This window comes from Leptothoe sp. PORK10 BA2 (assembly GCF_034932105.1).
Classification (GTDB): Bacteria; Cyanobacteriota; Cyanobacteriia; order Phormidesmidales; family Phormidesmidaceae; genus Leptothoe.
The window spans coordinates 1-18,285 of sequence record NZ_JAYGIG010000033.1 but is presented as its reverse complement, the minus strand read 5'-3'; the positions used below and the strand labels follow the sequence as shown (position 1 = coordinate 18,285).

Annotated in this window: 8 protein-coding genes; 3 read left to right on the top strand and 5 right to left on the bottom strand. The window is 52.8% G+C overall.

The genetic code is table 11. The features are described from left to right. Nucleotides 1-62: 62 nt before the first annotated feature. Nucleotides 63-4,580 (top strand): two-partner secretion domain-containing protein, encoded by a 4,518-nt coding sequence (locus VB741_RS10080; RefSeq protein WP_323365042.1) that lies wholly within the window; start codon nt 63-65, stop codon nt 4,578-4,580. A 21-nt stretch (nt 4,581-4,601) separates the two neighbouring features. Here the strand turns inward: VB741_RS10080 and VB741_RS10075 are convergent, their stop codons facing one another. Further along, the gene (locus VB741_RS10075) at nt 4,602-6,620 is read right to left on the bottom strand and encodes a S8 family serine peptidase (RefSeq protein ID WP_323365041.1); all 2,019 of its coding nucleotides are present in this window, start codon (nt 6,618-6,620) and stop codon (nt 4,602-4,604) included. A gap of 377 nt (nt 6,621-6,997) precedes the next feature. Here VB741_RS10075 and VB741_RS10070 point away from each other — a divergent pair, with 377 nt between their 5' ends. Both VB741_RS10070 and VB741_RS10065 read left to right on the top strand, forming a co-directional pair. Further along, nucleotides 6,998-11,707 (top strand): two-partner secretion domain-containing protein, encoded by a 4,710-nt coding sequence (locus VB741_RS10070; RefSeq protein WP_323365040.1) that lies wholly within the window; start codon nt 6,998-7,000, stop codon nt 11,705-11,707. Between the two features lie 143 nt (nt 11,708-11,850). Beyond that, on the top strand, nt 11,851-12,093 hold the full coding sequence (locus VB741_RS10065; RefSeq protein ID WP_323365039.1) for a hypothetical protein: 243 nt from the start codon (nt 11,851-11,853) through the stop codon (nt 12,091-12,093). Nucleotides 12,094-12,146: 53 nt separating this feature from the next. Here the strand turns inward: VB741_RS10065 and VB741_RS10060 are convergent, their stop codons facing one another. The 4 genes from VB741_RS10060 to VB741_RS10045 all read right to left on the bottom strand — a co-directional run bounded on the left by VB741_RS10060 (nt 12,147) and on the right by VB741_RS10045 (nt 16,543). Further along, nucleotides 12,147-12,605, bottom strand: coding sequence for a hypothetical protein (locus VB741_RS10060; protein WP_323365038.1), 459 nt, complete (start codon nt 12,603-12,605; stop codon nt 12,147-12,149). Nucleotides 12,606-13,252: 647 nt separating this feature from the next. Continuing rightward, nucleotides 13,253-13,915 (bottom strand): response regulator transcription factor, encoded by a 663-nt coding sequence (locus tag VB741_RS10055; RefSeq protein WP_323365037.1) that lies wholly within the window; start codon nt 13,913-13,915, stop codon nt 13,253-13,255. Between the two features lie 43 nt (nt 13,916-13,958). After that, nucleotides 13,959-14,585 (bottom strand): hypothetical protein, encoded by a 627-nt coding sequence (locus VB741_RS10050; protein ID WP_323365036.1) that lies wholly within the window; start codon nt 14,583-14,585, stop codon nt 13,959-13,961. A 248-nt stretch (nt 14,586-14,833) separates the two neighbouring features. After that, nucleotides 14,834-16,543 carry a ShlB/FhaC/HecB family hemolysin secretion/activation protein gene (locus VB741_RS10045; protein ID WP_323365035.1) on the bottom strand — a complete coding sequence of 570 codons (1,710 nt, stop codon included), beginning with the start codon at nt 16,541-16,543 and terminating at the stop codon, nt 14,834-14,836. Nucleotides 16,544-18,285: the final 1,742 nt, after the last annotated feature.

The following is an 18,285-nucleotide window of genomic DNA, read 5'->3' as shown; positions in this document are numbered from 1 at the left end:
TGTGGTCTGTGGGTAAACATGGTAGCTTTTGACCATTATTGCCCCCCTCATCCGTCATCTCTATGTTGTTCTCTCGCCCCTGGTATTTAGCTGGGCTGCTTGGCCCCTGGTTGTCCCTGCTAGCAACACCCCTGGCCCTAGCTCAAGTTACACCCGATGCTACGTTGGGGGCAGAGGGGTCGCTGGTTGCTCCTGGGGTAGTGGTGCGGGGAGACGTGGCCGACCTGATTGAAGGCGGCGCGGTTCGCGGGGGTAACCTGTTTCATAGCTTTTGGGAGTTCAATATTGCCGATGGGCAGCGGGTGTATTTTGCCAACCCGGTGGGTATTGAGTCGATTCTTAGCCGTGTAACGGGTGGCAACCCGTCGGCTATCTTTGGCACGCTGGGGGTGGATGGGGCGGCGGATTTGTTTTTGCTGAACCCCAATGGCATTATCTTTGGCGAGAATGCAGCCCTCGATATTGAGGGTTCTTTTTATGCCTCTACTGCCGAGGCGATCTCCCTGGGGATTGGGGTTTATAGCGCCACAACACCGGAGCAGAGCAGTCTGTTGACAGTAAACCCGAGTGCGTTGGTGAGCAGCTACCTGAGCGATGCCTCGGGAGATATTGAAAATCGGGGCCAACTGGCGGCGGGGGAAAACTTGACCCTGGCGGCGAACAATCTAGATTTGCAAGGGCAGGTGGCGGCGGGGGGTGACCTGACGCTGCTGGGAAATACGGTGCAGATTCGCGATGCAGTAGATACGCCATTTGTGGGCTTTGCGGGGGACGACCTGTTGGTGCAGGGCAATGAGGGGGTGGATATTGTGGCGTTGAGCCACCCGGATAGTGGGTTGTATAGCTATGGGGATATGGTGCTGCGATCGGCTAACCCGGTGGGGGGCGACGCCCACTACTGGAGCGGCGGCAGCTTTCGGGTGGAGAACTTAGATGAAAATTTAGGAGAGCTGTTTAGCCCCATCGATCCGATTATTCGCGCTCTTGGAGATGTAGGGGTTTTAAGCTATCAGGGGTCTTCGCTACATATTTTGGCTGGGGGCTCAGTCAATATTGGCACCGCAATTATAAATGCCCCAGATCCAGGAACTCTTGGGGTTGATTTTTTGCAGGAGACCATTCAGCTTTCAGATGGCACGATAGTGCAAATTGATGGTGGGGCTCAGCCAACACTGGATGTGCGGGCTGGAGTAGCCCCTGAAGCGATTGGAGTGGTTCCACCGGGTTATATTTCTGGACTTGATCCTACTTCTTCTATTTTTGGTACACCCTCTGATATCCCAACTAGCGCCGATATTACTGTTGGTGATGTTTTGATCGCTGGCTCAAATGGGTTGGTGTTGCTAACGAATCAATACCAGCCCAACACCAATCTGTTAGGAGGCAACATTTCTGTTACTGGTGAAGGTTTCATTGGACAGGGTATTAATGTTGGTGGTTTCCCAGAGTTTGGTGGGCAGGGTGGAGCCGTATATTTAGACGCTCGTAATGATGTGGCTATCACCAACAGCTTTATTAGTACAACTGGAGCAGGGGTTGTTGGAGATGTCGTTATCAATGCATCTGGAGATGTTCGATTAGATCGAGGAAATCGTATTACTACGGTATCGACTAATCTTGCTGAAGGCACAGAAGGCTTAGGGGGCAGTATTAAAATTTCAGCAGAAAATGTTGAATTGGTTAATGGAGCAAACTTACAAGCAAGTACCTTTGGTATTGGCAATGCTGGCAATGTGCTGATTTCGGCCCAAGAACGTGTAACTTTCAGCGGCACTAGCTCTGATGGTCAATTCTCCAGCTCAGCCAGTGCCGAGGTAGGGGCTGGGGCAAGGGGAGCAGGAGGAAACATAGAAATTTATGCTGAAACTGTAGAGGTTCTCGACAGTGCAACACTGAGAGCCAGTACCAGCGGCATAGGCGATGCAGGTAATGTAGTAATTCGTACCGGTTCATTAGTAGTTAACAATGGTTCACGGCTAGATACTACGACTTTTGGCACAGGCAATGCTGGAGATGTAGACATTGATGCCCGCGACAGAGTTGTTTTTGATGGCACCAGTGCCAACGGCCAGTTCATTATTTCAGCCTCAAGCAATGTAGCACCCGGAGCAGCAGGGGCAGGGGGAAATGTAGTGATTCGAACTGGTTCTTTGGAGGTGACTAATGGGACACAAATCACTGCCAGCACCTTTGGTAATGGAGATGCAGGAGATATAGTGATTGAGGCTCGTGACACTGTTAACTTTGATACAAGCAGTGCTGCCATCAGCCGAGTGGAAGAGGGGGCTGTGGGGGCGGGGGGGGATGTGTTAATTTTCACTGGTTCCCTGACAGTGGCCAGCGGGGCACAGATTATTGCTAACACTAATGGCCAAGGGGATGCGGGTAATGTGGTGATTCAAGCTCGTGACACTGTTACCTTTGATACAAGTAGTGCTGTTGCTAGCAGTGTCGAACTTAGGGCGGAAGGGGATGGAGGTAATGTGGTAATTTCTACAGGTTCTCTCATAGCGGCTAATGGGGCACAGATTATTGCTGATACTCGTGGTCAAGGGGATGCGGGTAGTGTGGTGATTCAAGCTCGTGACTCCGTTCTCTTAGAAAATCAAGCGGCTGCCAACACCCGTGTGGAAGAGGGGGCGGAAGGCCAAGGGGGGGATATGAGGATTGAGACGGGAAACTTGGTGGTGCGCGATGGGGCACAGATTGTTGCTAACACCCGTGGTCAAGGGGCTGCGGGTAATGTGGTGATTCAAGCGCGAGATAGCGTCGTCTTTGACGGCACCAGTGCCGATGGCCAGTTTCGCAGCGCCGTTCTTAGCACTGTCGAAGCCGGAGCTATCGGAGCCGGAGGAAATGTGGAGATCGAGGCAAATTCCCTAACGGTGCGCAATGGAGCAAGACTGTTGGCCAGTACCGTGGGCGATGGTGATGCGGGCAATGTGCTGATTCAGACGGGCGATTTTGTGAGTTTTGACAACCGAAGCGGAGTTTTAAGTTCGGTAGAAAGTGGCGGTCAGGGAGCAGGTGGCAATGTGGTGATTCGCACGGGTGCCCTAGAAGTTACCAATGAGTCGGGATTGACTGCCAATACCAGGGGCATAGGGGATGCGGGTGATGTAGTGGTTGAGACTCGCGATCTTGCCGTCTTTAATAATGGCAGTGTCGTTTCGAGCCAGGTAGAATTTGGGGGGCAGGGACTAGGGGGCAACGTAGAGATTCGCACAGGTGCCCTAGAAGTTACCAATGGATCAGGGTTAACTGCTAGTACCAGAGGCAGAGGAAATTCAGGCGATGTAGTGATTGAGGCCCGCGATCGCATTGTGTTTGATAACCGCAGTGGAGTTTCGAGCGCTGTCGAAATTGGTGGAGAGGGATTTGGGGGAGATGTCAGCATCGATACCGGCACTCTGGATATAACGAATGGAGGGCTTGTCAATGCTAGTTCTGATGGTCTAGGCGATGCAGGTGATGTGACAATTCAAGCGCGTAACTACATCAACCTACAAGGCTTCAAAGAAAATCCTAGTATTATTGCAGCAGCCAATAATGGAGGATTTACTACTGCCCAAAGTGGTGACATCCATCTCACAACACCTCAATTATTGATCCAAGATGGGGCGGCAGTTGTTTCTAGCACCCTCAACGACCAACCTGGCGGCACTATTATCTTGAACTTAGGTCGCTTAGAGATCCTGAATGGTGGGCAGGTGTTCACTGGTAGTGTGGGTCGTGGAACCGGTGGCACTATTCAGGTGAATGCCACCGAGGGCATTTTGATCTCAGGTAGTGACCCTAACTTTGCAACTCGTAGCGAACAAGTCCCTGGAATAAACTCGCTGTTTATCCCCCAAAGTGTGCTTTCGGTGCGTTCCAGTGGCGAAGGGGCAGCGGGCAATATCCTGATTGGCGGGTTGGGCACCACCCCGCAATTGAACCTCAATGATGGGGGGCGAATTATCGCTGAATCGGCTTCGGTGGATGGGGGCAACATCGTCATCACCCTCAACGACTTGTTACTGATGCGGAATGACAGTTTGATCTCCACTACTGCCGGTACCGCCCAGGCGGGGGGCAATGGCGGCAACATTACTATCACCGTACCCTTTATCGTTGCTATTCCTGCCGAAAATAGTGATATCGCCGCCGATGCTTTTGAGGGGGCAGGTGGCAACGTCAGCATTACCGCCCGAGGCATTTTTGGCATCGAGCCACGCTCCCAGCGCACCCCCCTCAGTGACATTACCGCCAGTTCAGAGCTAGGAGTCAGTGGTGTGGTGACGGTAGACACTCTAGACACCGGATTCATCGAAAACAGCCTCACCAATCTTGCAGATACCATCACCGACACCACCGCCCTCACCGCTGGCAGTTGCATTGCCCGCACCGACGAAAGCCTGGGTTCCTTTACCGTCACCGGCAGCGGTGGCCTGCCCCAGCGCCCTGGCGACAGCTCCATTTCTGCCTACCCCACCGGCACCGTCCGCACCGGGGCCACACCCACCGCTACCCTACAAGAGCCCGATAGCGTCTACCAACTCCCCGATGGTCGCCTGGTACTCAGTCGCCAGTGTGAGTAAAGTGGGTTCGCGCCGCCTTACTTAAGCACTCAGACTGTAGGAGACCCACTCAGCTTTGGGCGCCCAAAGCTGTAGCTCGCTAATAAGGGCATCAATGGAGCCGCTAGGCTGCACCGCCCAAGCACCCCACTGGTCTGTAAAGCCATCTCTGTCAAGCTTACGTTCAGAGGTAGCTAGCTCAAATTGAACCGGCTGAACAGCCAGTGCAGCGATCGGTTCAGCCTCTACTGGCGCAGTCAGCCCCTTCACTTCAGTATCAGTACCAAAGGCAGCACTCCAACCACTCCAGCTCTGAAAGGCCCGACTACTAGCCCCAAAAGACCCCTGAACGGGTGGCTGACCCTCTACTTCAGGCGAAAATCCGGCTACGGAAGTATCCCAGCTGCTGTTGGTAACGACCCCAGCCGCCGATTGCCACTGGGTTGCTGGCTGCAACCTAAGCGCCATCGCCCGTCGGACCGCCGCATCGGCATTGACAAAACCATGGCCATACTCAATGTCATAGCCGCGAATCCCTAAATCAAAGGCGGTTTCCGCCAAAATTTGGTGAACTTGAGTAGCTGTGAGGTTGGGGTTAGCGCTCCACACCAGAGATGCAACACCAGCTACATTGGGAGCCGCCGCAGAGGTGCCGTTGAAATCATTGTCAATGCCAAAAGCAGCGCCGTTGAATGTCGGAGTGGCTTCTGTCGTAAACACCTCAGATGGCCCCATGATAGAGAGTCCGAGACCATAGTTGGAGCCCCAATAGCTACTGCCATAGTCAATGCGCTGGCCCAGATTAGTCGCATTGCCAAATTGGTCTTGTAGACCCCATGATGCACCCACTGCCATCACGTTGGCATATTTCTGCGCCAGGCTAGCTGGATTGCTAATAAAGTTGTTGCCATCATTACCACTAGCAATAACGAACAGAGCATTAGATTGATTGCTCGCAATCAAAGCCTCAAACATTGGGTCTATCACACCACCACCCAGGCTCATATTAACAACAAGCCTTTGACCCTGGCTATTGGCCTGATTGATCATATCTTGAGTTGCTTGGGCTAACGAAAAATCTCCTTGATTAGCATCTAAAACATCAATGTGATATGCAGGCGAATTCCAATTGATGCCGCTGGTGCCAATTCCGTTATTGGCAGTGGCTGAAATAATACCTTGTACTCCAGTTCCGTGAGAGATTTCTCGAGGGCCATATTGTGCATCAGGAAACTCGCGGAAAAAATCGTCGGAAACGTTTCCGCTCAAAAAAAGATCTGTCTCTAGATCAGGATGAAACCCAGTAACGGGGTTCCACCCCAAGCCTGAATCTTGAACACCGACTAGCACAGCATTAGAGCCTTGGGTAAAGCGCCAGGCATTGTGTACACCCATCATGTGTAAATTCCACTGCTCACTGAATAAGGGGTCGTTTGGATCGACTGCTAAATCTATCCACTGATCGGCAAACTGAATGCCGTCTAGCCCTTCAAACAAAACCTGCGCACCATTGTCAAAGGTCAGTGCATCAAATAATCGGGCACCATTACCGACATCGAACAGCTGAAAGCCTTGGCTACCAACACTCCATGAAGAGATATTAGATAAGTTCAAATAGTCATAATAGCCGTCGCCATAGTGAACGTTGCCATTCCCAGAAATTACAGTTAGTGGTGCATTCAGATCCGCAAAGAATTGATCTGCGCCTAATGTCCCGGCTATATAGTTGATGCTTGAAAAGCCAGCAGTACTTGCTGCCAAGTTCACGGCAGCCTGTCCTATTAAGTTGTCATGTGCGATTGTGCTGTTAGCGCTAACAGGTTGCCGTTCAATCGCCATATCCTCAACAATCGATGCAGGAGCAAACAGCTCAAGACCATCAGAAGAATTCAAAACAGATAACGAGGTCAAGCCAATGCCATCGAGAGTAGGTGCCGATGACATTGCCTGATCAACCTGTCCATGCACTAGGCCATAGCCCATAAGGTCGCCTGTTGGTACAAGCGTCGGTTCTAATGCAGTAGTCTGGGTAGTTGCGTGAATGTTGATATCTTCAAACATTGCAAATGTCCTCTGTGGGCAGCTTTACAGAATTGGCTGCGTTACTGTCAAAATAGGCCGCAGAGGCTTTGAAACCGTTTCACCTTATAGCAGAACTACGAAGGCTCAGCGGCAAACTTAGTTGCCGTTTTCTGCAAACTTCAGCCTGTAGAGTATTGATGACAATTACTTTGGGCTCTTCCGAGCTTTTGGTAAAGCTGATAGAGAGCCAGGAGACTGTAGTTCGCCCCTAGGGTTTTAGAAGCGGATAGAAGCGTTCACCAAACCACAAAAAGCCCGCTTACTCAGCGATCTTTAGTTTGTGCTAAGCAACTCACTGATCAGCGGGTAGACATGGTAGTGTTTTGCCATTATCGCCCCCCTCATCCGTCATCTCTATGCTGTTCGCTCGCCCCTGGTATTTTGCTGGGCTGCTTGGCCCTTGGTTGTCCCTGCTGGCAACACCCCTAGCCCTAGCCCAAGTTACACCCGATGCTACGTTGGGGGCCGAGGGTTCGCTGGTTTCCCCTGGGATAGATGTGCGGGGAGACGTGGCCGACCTAATTGAAGGCGGTGCGGTGCAAGAGGGAAACCTGTTTCATAGCTTTTTGGAGTTCAACATTGGTGACGGGCAGCGGGTGTATTTTGCGAACCCGGTGGGTATTGAGTCGATTCTTAGCCGAGTGACAGGGGGTAACCCCTCGGCTATTTTCGGCACGTTGGGGGTGGATGGGGCGGCGGATTTGTTTTTGCTGAACCCCAATGGCATTATTTTTGGCGAGAATGTAGCCCTCGATATAGAGGGTTCTTTTTATGCTTCCACTGCTGAGGCGATCTCCGTGGGGAGTGGGGTTTATAGTGCCACGGCACCAGAGCAGAGCAGTCTGTTGACGGTGAACCCGAGTGCGTTGGTGAGCAGCCACCTGAGCGATGCCTCGGGAGATATTGAAAATCGGGGGCAGCTTGCAGCGCAGGGGAATCTGACCCTGGCGGCGAACAATCTAGATTTGCAGGGGCAGGTGGCAGCGGGGGGTGACCTGACGCTGCTGGGGAATGCGGTGCAGATTCGCGATGCGGTAGATACGCCGTTTGTGGGGTTTGCGGGGGGTGACCTGCTGGTGCAGGGGAATGAGGGGGTGGATATTGTGGCGTTGAGCCACCCGGATAGTGGCTTGTATAGCTATGGGGATATGGTGCTGCGATCGGCTAACCCGGTGGGGGGCGATGCCCACTACTGGAGCGGGGGTAGCTTTCGTGTGGAGAATCTGGATGGCTCAATAAGCGATTTATTTAGCCCGATTGACCCGATTATTCGAGCTTTTGGAGATGTCTTCATTGAAGATTACCTTGGTAGTTCTCTCCACATTTTGGCGGGTGGCGCTGTCACCATTGGTACTGCTGAAATAACCGCACCCGATTCTGGCACTGTAGGAATTGATTTTTTGCAAGAAACCATCACGTTATCAGATGGCACTGTTGTTCAAATTGATGGGGCAGTTCAACCCACATTAGATGTACGAGCAGGAGTTAATCCTGTTGCATTGGGCAGTCCTCCTCCAGAAGTTTTGACAGGGTTTAACCCTGTTACCGATACGTTTTTTGGAGAAGCTTTTACAACAGAGACTCCATCAACAGCAGATATTACCGTTGGCGATGTTTTTATTGCAGCTCCCAATGGGCTGGTGTTGTTGACGAATCAATATCAGCCCAATCCCGCCCTAGCTGGGGGCAATATTGTTGTCACTGGAAACGGCATCTATGGGGATGGCATAGATGCGCGGGGCTTTGGTGGTCAGGGTGGAGCCGTATATCTCGATGCTCGTGCTGATGTGTCTGTTATTAACAGCTTTATCAACACCACAGGGTTGGGAGTGGTTGGAGATGTGGTGGTTAATGCCGATGGCACCGTACGTTTTGATGGCACCGATGGCAGCCGCACCACTGGGGCCTTTGCAAACATTGCTTCTGGCGGAGAAGGTACAGGCGGCGATGTTCGCATTAATGCAGCCAATTTAGAGGTGCTCAATGGCGCACAAATTAATGCCTTAGTGTTGGGCACTGGCCAGGGCGGCAACGTCGCGCTCAACATTGAGGGTCTGGCCCGCTTTGAGGGCACTGACCCCGACGGTCGCAACGCCAGTGGGGCCAATAGCAACATCGCGCCCGATGGCGTGGGGAGAGGGGGTGATGTGCAACTCACCGCTGGCACCCTGGAGGTGCTCAATGGAGCCCAGCTGAGTGCCAGTACCTTCGGGGAGGGGGATGCGGGCAGTGTGATCCTGGTGGTCGAGGGCCTGGCCCGCTTTGAGGGCACTAACCCCGACGGTAGCAGTCCCAGTGGGGCTTTTAGCAGCATCCAGTCTACTGGCGTGGGGCAGGGGGGCGATGTGCAACTCACCGCTGGCACCCTGGAGGTGCTCAATGGAGCCCAGTTGAATGCCGGTACCTCCGGGGAGGGCGAGGCAGGCAGTGTGATCCTGGTGGTCGAGGGCCTGGCCCGCTTTGAGGGCACTAACCCTATCGACGGCAGTCGCAGTGGGGCCTTTAGCAGCATCGAGTCCGATGGGGTCGGGACAGGGGGCGATGTACAACTCACCGCTGGCACCCTGGAGGTGCTTAATGGGGCCCAGCTGGATGCCAGTACCTTCGGGGCAGGCAAGGCGGGCAGTGTAATCCTGATGGTGGAGGGCCTGGCTCGCTTTGAGGGCACTAACCCTATCGACGGCACTCCCAGTGGGGCCTTCAGCAGCATCCAGCCCAATGGCGTGGGGACAGGGGGCGATGTGCAACTCACCGCTGGCATCCTGGAGGTGCTCAATGGTGCCCAGCTGAGTGCCAGTACCTTAGGGGAGGGGGATGCAGGCAGTGTGATCCTGGTGGTCGAGGGCCTGGCCCGCTTTGAGGGCACTAACCCCGACGGTCGCAACGCCAGTGGGGCCAATAGCGCCAGCGGGTTCGATGGCGTGGGGCAGGGGGGCGATGTGCGACTCACCGCTGGCACCCTAGAGGTGCTGAATGGAGCCCAGCTGAGTGCCAGTACCTTAGGGGAGGGGGATGCGGGCAATGTGATCTTGGTGGTCGAGGGCCTGGCCCGCTTTGAGGGCACTAACCCCGACGGTAGCAGGCCCAGTGGGGCCAATAGCGCCATCGAGCTCGATGGCGTCGGGACAGGGGGCGATGTGCGACTCACCGCTGGCACCCTGAAGGTGCTCAATGGAGCCCAGCTGAGTGCCAGTACCTCAGGGGAGGGCGACGCGGGCAGTGTGATCCTGGTGGTCGAGGGCCTGGCCCGCTTTGAGGGCACTAACCCCGATGGGCGCAGTGCCAGTGGGGTCTTTAGCAGCATCGCGCCCGATGGCGCCGGGACAGGGGGCGATGTGCAACTCATTGCTGGCACCCTGGAGGTGCTCAATGGAGCCCAGCTGGATACCAGTACCGGCGGGGAGGGGGATGCGGGCAATGTGATTCTGGTAGTCGAGGGTCTAGCCCGCTTTGAGGGTACCACCCCCGACGGTCGCAGCCCCAGTGGGGTCTTCAGCAGCGTCGACTCTACTGGCATGGGGACAGGAGGCGATGTGCAACTCACCGCTGGCACCCTGGAGGTGCTCAATGGTGCACAACTGATTGCCAACACCAGAGGCAATGGCGATGCGGGTAATGTACAGATTATCGCCCGCGATCGCGTGGTGTTTGACGGCAGTGCCGATGGCCAGTTTCCCAGTGCGGCCTTGAGCAGCGTCCAAGCCGGAGCCACCGGGGCCGGGGGCAATGTGGAAATCGCGGCGAATTCCCTAGAGGTGCGCAATGGCGCACTACTAATTGCCAGCACCTTTGGCGATGGCGATGCGGGCAATGTAGTGATTCAGGCGGACGATCTCGTCGTCTTCGATAATAGTAATGCCTTGAGTAGCGTCGAAGCCGGAGCCATCGGGGCCGGGGGCAATGTGGAAATCGCGGCGAATTCCTTGGAAGTTCTCAATAGCGCACAATTGCAAGCCAGCACTGAGGGCAATGGCGATGCGGGCAATGTGGTCATTACAGCCAGCGATGCCATCGTTTTTGACGGCACCAGTGCCAATGGCCAGTTTAACAGTGCGGCCTTTAGCAGCGTCCAAGCCGGAGGCACTGGGGCCGGGGGCAATGTGGAAATCGCGGCGAATTCCCTAGAGGTGCGCAATGGCGCACAACTGATTGCTAGCACCTTTGGCGATGGTGATGCGGGCAATGTGGTGATTGAGGCGCAAGGTCGCGTCGTCTTTGACGGCACCAGTGCCGATGGCCAGTTTAGCAGTGCGGCCTTTAGCAGCGTCCAAGCCGGAGGCACTGGGGCCGGGGGCAATGTGGAAATCGCGGCGAATTCCCTAGAGGTGCGCAATGGCGCACGACTGAGTGCCAGCACCTTGGGCGATGGCAATGCGGGTAATGTGGTGATTGATGTCGATGGACGAATACGGGTTACCAATGGAGAGATTAGCTCGTTAGCACTAGCAACTTCCGGTGGGCGCGTTGATATTCGAGCAGGTAACCTCATTCTTAGAGAGAATAGTAATATTCTGACTCTAGTTGGCTTTGGCGAAGGCAGCGGCGGCAACATTACGATTATTGCTGACTTTGTTATTGCTTTGGACGATAGCGACATTCTGGCCTTTTCCGCCGATGGGCAGGGCGGCGACATTGACATCAGTCGCACCACGTTTTTTGGCCAAAATGCCAACATTGGCTCTGGCAACCTTACCCAAGAAGAACTGTTTGCTCTAAATGGTAACGATCGCGTTGATGTCAACGCCAGTGGTGGGGTTGAACCAGGTCAAATTATCGTGGGCGATAGCAGCTTCATCGAAAACAGCCTCACCTCCCTCGCAGACACCATCACCGACACCACCGCTCTCACCGCTGGCAGTTGCATTGCCCGCACCGACGAAAGCCTGGGTTCCTTTACGGTTACCGGCAGCGGTGGCCTCCCCCACCGCCCTGGCGACAGCGCCATTTCCGCCTACCCCACCGGCACCGTCCGCACCGGGGCCGCACCCACCGCCACCCTACAAGAGCCCGATAGCGTCTACCAACTCCCCGATGGCCGCCTGGTACTCAGCCGCGCCTGCGAGTAGGGTTGGTGGGCCAGATTCCAGAGATCTAGCGGCAGATTTAGGCGGGCGGCAAAGGTTGGGGCAGAACCCTGGGATCTGGGGCTAGACCTGGACATAACTCAATAGAATTGTAGGTACTTAAGCAAAGTAGTCAGGTTTCACCCATGCAGGCGCAAGAACTCTTTTCGCAGGTACAAAAGCTGGCGCTGACCGAGCAACTCACCTTGCTCAACTTTCTTGTCCAGCTCATTCAACAGGAAGTTGTACCCACACCGTCGCCCCAACAGACTGTTCTAGAGCGCATGGGAGGCTTGCCTCAGCACATACTTTCAGTCGGGGGGCTTTCAGATCGCGACACTCGCCGTCAACGAATTTGCGATCGCATCCAAGCCCGCCATCAAGCCTAACCATGAGTTTGTTCCACGCATGTTCCCACCAAACGTCAGGTGAGAAATCTCGTCTAGAAAATGCACCCCGTTCCCTGAGTATTTAGACAATTCAAAAACTCCTGGCCACGATTAATGGAGTTGTCAGCCTGAAGCATAGCAGCAATAGCATTGCTGTTAGCGACCATGCGATCCAAAACAAACGGTGCTTCATCAGCGCTAGCACCAATACCTTGCATCATAATTTGCAAGGTTTCCTGAGTCACCGGTAGGGGTTGCCCAGTTTGTTGATAAAAGATGTAGACAACTTCGCTAATCCCCCGAGCCAACTGGCGTTGGCGGGGAGTGTAGCTATTCACTAATGCTTGAGATACCTCGCCTGAGAGAATAGACCCTTCGCAGTAAAAGCGTTGGATGGGATCTTGGATGCCTGCACAGGCTTGCAGGGCAGAGTTAGCCTGGGCAATGCCTGGCACAGCGGCCAGCAGAGAAAGGCTAAACAGCGGTAGTACAAGAATTTTAGACAATTTCATAGCCTGTTTGCTCCATTGTTTGAAACAGCTAGGCCAACTCTACAAAAGGCTAAGTCTGGCAATGTTTCAGGGTTGCGTCAGATTATTAACCAAAAGCAGCAGATAGCATGATAGAAAACTGCAACTCTCGTAATATTTCAGACAAACCAACTGTCATAAAACTCCTATTTTTTGGCATAAACGTTCAGTGACCTTGAAGGTTTTAGGTGCCCTAATCTATTGGCCATGGTGAGGAAACGAAACGCAGCCAAACTTAAATACACGACATTTTCACACTCTCTAATGGCGCTCATCGCCCAGTTAGTTGATCAAGCGATCCTGTGCTCCTATCTTCGATCGCTAGGGCTGCGGCGATCTTAGGGAGTAATCCCAACCTTCATAAACCTTGTCTAACCCGAAACCTGGAGTTTCCCTCACCCTAAATCCCTCTCCCCCGGTAGAGGGACTTTGACGATTTTCTCGCTCTCCGGAAGAGGGGTTGGGGGTGTAGCTTGCTGACCGCAGGGTGGGCCAGCGCTAGGGTTCTTAACCTGGACTTGGTTTAGAACTTAGGAGATTTCCAGAAAAGAAAGTGCCAGCATTATGCGGTGACCTTAGCCGCTGTAGGCACTGTCCACCACTGGGGAAACTGTTTTCTATAAGTCGCCTTAGTCAATCAGCCCCTCCTCACGGGCGCGAATCTCGGTCTGAATGCGAATGTTTTTACCGGGATCGGGGTACACATCCAGGGCGTCTTGCACCTTAGTCCAGTAGTGGCGCACGGAGCGTTCGGAGACATTCATCCGCTCGGCGATCGCCTTATCTTGCAGCCCATCGTGAAAAGCCAGTTGCAGCACCGTCAGCCACTCGGGTTTGACCTCCAAAGTCGTCCTCATGTCCTTGGGTGTGTAGATAATTCCTTGCAAAGCCCAGTCGACCTTGATCAGCATTTCCCGCAGGGGCAAATTTTTATCGACGATGGTGAATCCACCTTTATGATTTGCGATCGCAGGTTTTAGCCGTACCAGTGCTTTCACATGGGCACTCTGTACCACAATGTTGAGGTCTGGGTGCTGCTGCATTAGCGATCGCAACAAACTAATCCCCGTTTCTGTCTGAGAAGGGTCGCCTGGTTTTTCAGGTATCGACAAATCCATCACCACAAGCGCAGGTAACACCATGGACAAGTTAGTCATGACTTGCTGTGCTGTACTGGCAGTACGAATGTCAGCCTCAGGATATTCTTGCTTTAGGGCAGCAACGGTACCGCCGAGTACTGCATCATGATCATCGACGACTAATAGCTGTTGACGCGTCTGGGGGTTAGACATGGTTGTCAGAGCATTTAAGGGTAATGAGTAGATATTAAAAACACTACCAGGTCAATTGCCATAGAATAGTGTTTCCTGTACAACTCAAGCTTACTTTACCCCCAGTTAAGATTTCAAAGGTGTTCAGATGATAGGCCCAATCTGCTGCTTCAAAGTATGCAATTAACGATGGAATTGTGGCAGTGTCATCATCAATTTGCAGGCTCAATTGCTTACCCGCATGTCCTTCGGCCAGACTCAATGTCAATAATTGAGGTTTACTGGGCAGAGCGATCAACATTTGCCTCAGATGCTCGATCATCGATTGCAGCAAAGCCACATATTCCAGGGGCTCCCTCGGCCAATGGGGCGGTATCGAGAGGCTAAGAGCAAGGTCAGCTGGCCATTGCTGTAGGGCATCCTGGATGGCTAAGGGTAAGGAATCGTGCAGATAGGGGGAACTGAGGCGATTACCTAGGGCTTCTAACTCGTGATATAAACCTTCAACCAAGGCTAGACTATTATGCTCTTTGTCAGGCGTTAACTCGAGCTGACGCCGAATGGCAAATAGGTCTTGTAATAGTCCGTTGCGGATTCCATCGGCTTCGTTCGCCAACCACTCTGCTTGGTGCCGGTGCCACCAATGTACGAGCTGTTCTAAATCGGTTAGGGGGCGAACGTGCTTAGCCAATCAACGGTTCTCCATAGCTTTGGCTCATCCTTAGCCATAATGACCTTTTGGGGTGGTTGACCACCCATCTTTAAAGGGTAAGACACCTGCAGGCGAGTCGAATTTCAGTTTGTGGCCAGAGACCTTGCAGAAAAGTGTAAGGGTTGGTTCCGGTTGCAGCAAGGCCGTAGTCAAGGCCTAGTCTTGACTACGGACTAATTTCGATGTGACTGTCCAGGAAAAACCCATGGTTTTAAACTGGACGTAGTTTAAAACGGCTGGTAAGTAAATGAAAAGTAGAGGCCACTTTCTTGCAGGGAATTGCCTTGGTTGGGTACGCCAATGAGGGGCAGACCGTAGGTCAGGCGCAGGTTGATGTCTTGATTGGGTTGCCACTGTACCCCCAAACCTGTTCCCATCAGCACCGAGGGGTTGGGGTTTTCAGTCTGGTTATTCCAGCCGGTACCGACATCGATAAAGGGGATGAGCAGCAGTTCGTTAGGAATTGCCGATAGGGGCATGCGCAGCTCGACGGAGCCAATCAAGGCATTGTCGGTAACGATTTGGTTTTGGGCATAGCCGCGGACGGTGTCTGGCCCACCCACGCTGAAGCGCTCCAGCGGCAGCAGCGAATCGGAGGTGAGCTGAGTGTTCAGCCGACTCACCAACAGCCACCCTGGTGGCAATTGCTCGACCCACTGAAACTGCCCCAGCCAGGCGAAGAATTGGCCGTCGGTGCCAGTGTCGTTGACGGTGGCGTCAAAGAGATTGAGGCCGAGGCTAAATTGCGATCGCGCCGCCAGCACCCGGTTAATGTCTCGCTTCAACCATTCTTGGGAAAAGCGCAGGGCACTGACGCTAGCCACGCCATTGTCTGGCCCAATGGAAAAGGAAAAGGGAATGTCGTCGAGAATGAAACTGCTGCTTCTGCGCACGTCCAGGGCTAGGCCCAACGCCCACTCCTGATTGATGGATCGGGTGAGGGGTTGACGATAAGAAACAGAGAAGGTTTCATTCTCGTTGCGAATGCCTGCATCGACAAACTGCGATGTGACAATCTGACTGTCTGCTTTTTCGTAGCGCACCTGTAGGGTACCGTCGTAGGCGTTGAGGGGAATGCCGTAGCGCAGTTCGTAGAGATCGAGCCCCTCGGTATGGTTGTAGCGCACGCTGGCAAAGTCGCCAAAGCCCAGCACATTGCGATGCAGTGCCAGCACCTCGGCCTGCACCGAACCCGTGCTCACCGAGCGCGAGTTGTCTGTGGTCAGGGCCAGATCAAAGGGGTCGGCCTCGGCCACATCAAGAATTAGCAGGTTTTGGCCAGGGCGGCTGCCCGCCGTCAGTTCGGCATCGACGCGATCGAGCAGGGGGTCAATCTGCAACAGCCGCAGGGCATCTTCCAGCCGAGATACCTTGAGGGGGGACTGGGTGGCTAGGGAAATGCGATCGCGCACATACCCCTCCCGCAGGTGAGTCAGCCCATTCACCTGAATGGCCTCCACGCTACCCTCAATGACCTGAATCTGCACCACACCGCTAGTCAAGTCTTGATTGGTCGGCAAAAAAGCCCCTGAGGTGGCGTACCCATTACGCAGATAGAGGTTGGTAATTTCGGTACGCAGGTTGAGCAGGTCGTTTAGAGATAGCTCTTGCCCCTCCAGGGGCTGTGTCAGAGCGGCAATTTCAGCTTCTAAAACGGTAGTGCCGAAGACGTCAATGCGATCGATCAAAAAGCGAACGTCCCCTAACTCAGGGGACAAGGGCTGTGGATCCGGCGCTGAGGGGGCGGGAATCTCTAACGGAATTTCCGGCGGCAGTGGTTCTGGAATCGGTGGATCCAGGGGCGCAGGCCGAGTAGGTTCGCTCAAATCGGGCAGGGGCAGGTTGGGTAGGGGCGGTGTGGTTTGGGCCTGGGCCAAATAAGCACAGTGGAAGACCAACACCAGCCCACCCAGGATAGAACGGTAAAGATGCATCATCTAAAAAGGCAAGAATCTGGCGAATATCAATCGTGCAGATAGAGATTTGCCTCAGCAAGTCCCCTAAAGCTCTGCTTGCTCAAACTATCCGATATGTTTACCTACGAGTCAATGCTAAAAAAATGGGATTGCACGTTTCTGCAACCCAACCGACCAAAATGGGTTAAAACAGCTGTCTCTTTCCGGTGGCCAGCTGGGCTAGAACGTTGAATGAACCCTGAACTCAACACCCGTAGTATGGGCTCAGTTAAGCCATAAGAGGCTTTCAAATGTTTGACTATTTCACCGGTCTGAGCTACGACAGTTCCTAGGTTGGCAACCTGACCCAACCGGATGGTTAACCTGGTTTTCATGTGGCCATCTATCTGCCTGGGTGGCTCTGGCTATAGGCACTAACTCTTTGCTTAACCAGAGCATTGCTTTCACGGGCAGTCTCCAGGCATTACCTCAGCCAATTAATGGTGGGCCTAACTTTTTCTAATCCATGACTTATTAGCTAAAAACTTTGCCAGGTGAAACTTAGCGCCACGTACAACAGAAGATTCTGCTTGTCCAGCACTGAGATTTGCGCAGTGTCTTTCAGCTTATAAAAACTGTTGTCCGGAGAGGAAATTCTTCTCCGGACTATTTCGTGCAAAAGAATCTTTAAAGCATAGAAAGTCAGGCAAGAATCTTCAAATCCTAAAGTCTTTGCTTGGACTCTTACCGACTCTAGCATTGCTTAAATCTCCAGATTAATCAGCAGATTTAAGCATCAAGACTAGCACCTCCTAACAATAAAAAGACATTGTCCTTATCTAAAGTAAAGGTGTTGTTGCTCAAGCCCCAAAAGGAAATCATGCAATTCAACCGAATGCTAAACGCTGCTGCTTTAACTATTAGCCTCGTTTTAGGACAGTATGTTTTTGTCTTAGACCAATCGTCAGCACAGACGGAAATAAGCCCTAAGGAGTTGGAAGTGGAGTACAAAGTCGTCCCCCTCAAGACTTTAAAAAGCCAAGAGCTGCCTCGTAACGAGAATGGAAATCGTATATATATAATTGTTGGGTGGGGAATAGGTGGATTGTTGGGCGGGCAATAGGTGGAGAAATTCCTGAGCTTCAACTCCCTTCCCAGGACTCACTCGAAGAATCTGAAACTAAGCTTAGGATTCAACTTGGGATTTTGACGATTGATTCCTGTGGAACTCAAGGGGCAGGGGTTTGTTTCAGGATTCCTTTGGTTTAAGTCAGGTTTCTTCTGATTTTCTGTACACAGTGAGATGCCTGCTGCTGTTTTTTTACTTTACTAATCTTCTGAGGAAAGTGCCATGCTCGAACCGTTAATCGTAATAGGAGTAGTTTTCTACTGCTTCACCAGGAGTCTTTTCAATGAGCCTAAAGATAAACCTAAAGAGGTATCAGTTGAAAAGAACCTGAGCGATGCTCTTATCAAGTACCTTGAAAAAAATGCACCAGAGTGAGGCATTAGTCAGCATAATGCTTTTGCTCAATCGACCTAACATAGTCCAGGGTTCTTTAGGGAACTGGACAATGACAAGTTTCTGTTTTGCTTCTGCCCCGTTCTCAAGCGGCTAAATCAGGTGGGTCAAGGGTTTTAGACATCTCAGTTTTATTGGCACTGGTTCCGCCAGGTGGGTCAGCGTAAAGGCATGTTGTATATACGATAGACGATAATAGGTTCAGCAAAAGCTGATCTAATCTGGGTGGTGTTATGGATCTATTTTCTCATCCGTGTCCTTG

What these genes read in the sequence shown, in the direction of transcription:
- VB741_RS10080 (WP_323365042.1), top strand. Translation starts at nt 63, where the DNA reads ATGTTGTTCTCTCGCCCCTGGTATTTAGCTGGGCTGCTTGGCCCCTGG.
- VB741_RS10075 (WP_323365041.1), bottom strand. Translation starts at nt 6,620, where the DNA reads ATGTTTGAAGATATCAACATTCACGCAACTACCCAGACTACTGCATTA.
- VB741_RS10070 (WP_323365040.1), top strand. Translation starts at nt 6,998, where the DNA reads ATGCTGTTCGCTCGCCCCTGGTATTTTGCTGGGCTGCTTGGCCCTTGG.
- VB741_RS10065 (WP_323365039.1), top strand. Translation starts at nt 11,851, where the DNA reads ATGCAGGCGCAAGAACTCTTTTCGCAGGTACAAAAGCTGGCGCTGACC.
- VB741_RS10060 (WP_323365038.1), bottom strand. Translation starts at nt 12,605, where the DNA reads ATGAAATTGTCTAAAATTCTTGTACTACCGCTGTTTAGCCTTTCTCTG.
- VB741_RS10055 (WP_323365037.1), bottom strand. Translation starts at nt 13,915, where the DNA reads ATGTCTAACCCCCAGACGCGTCAACAGCTATTAGTCGTCGATGATCAT.
- VB741_RS10045 (WP_323365035.1), bottom strand. Translation starts at nt 16,543, where the DNA reads ATGATGCATCTTTACCGTTCTATCCTGGGTGGGCTGGTGTTGGTCTTC.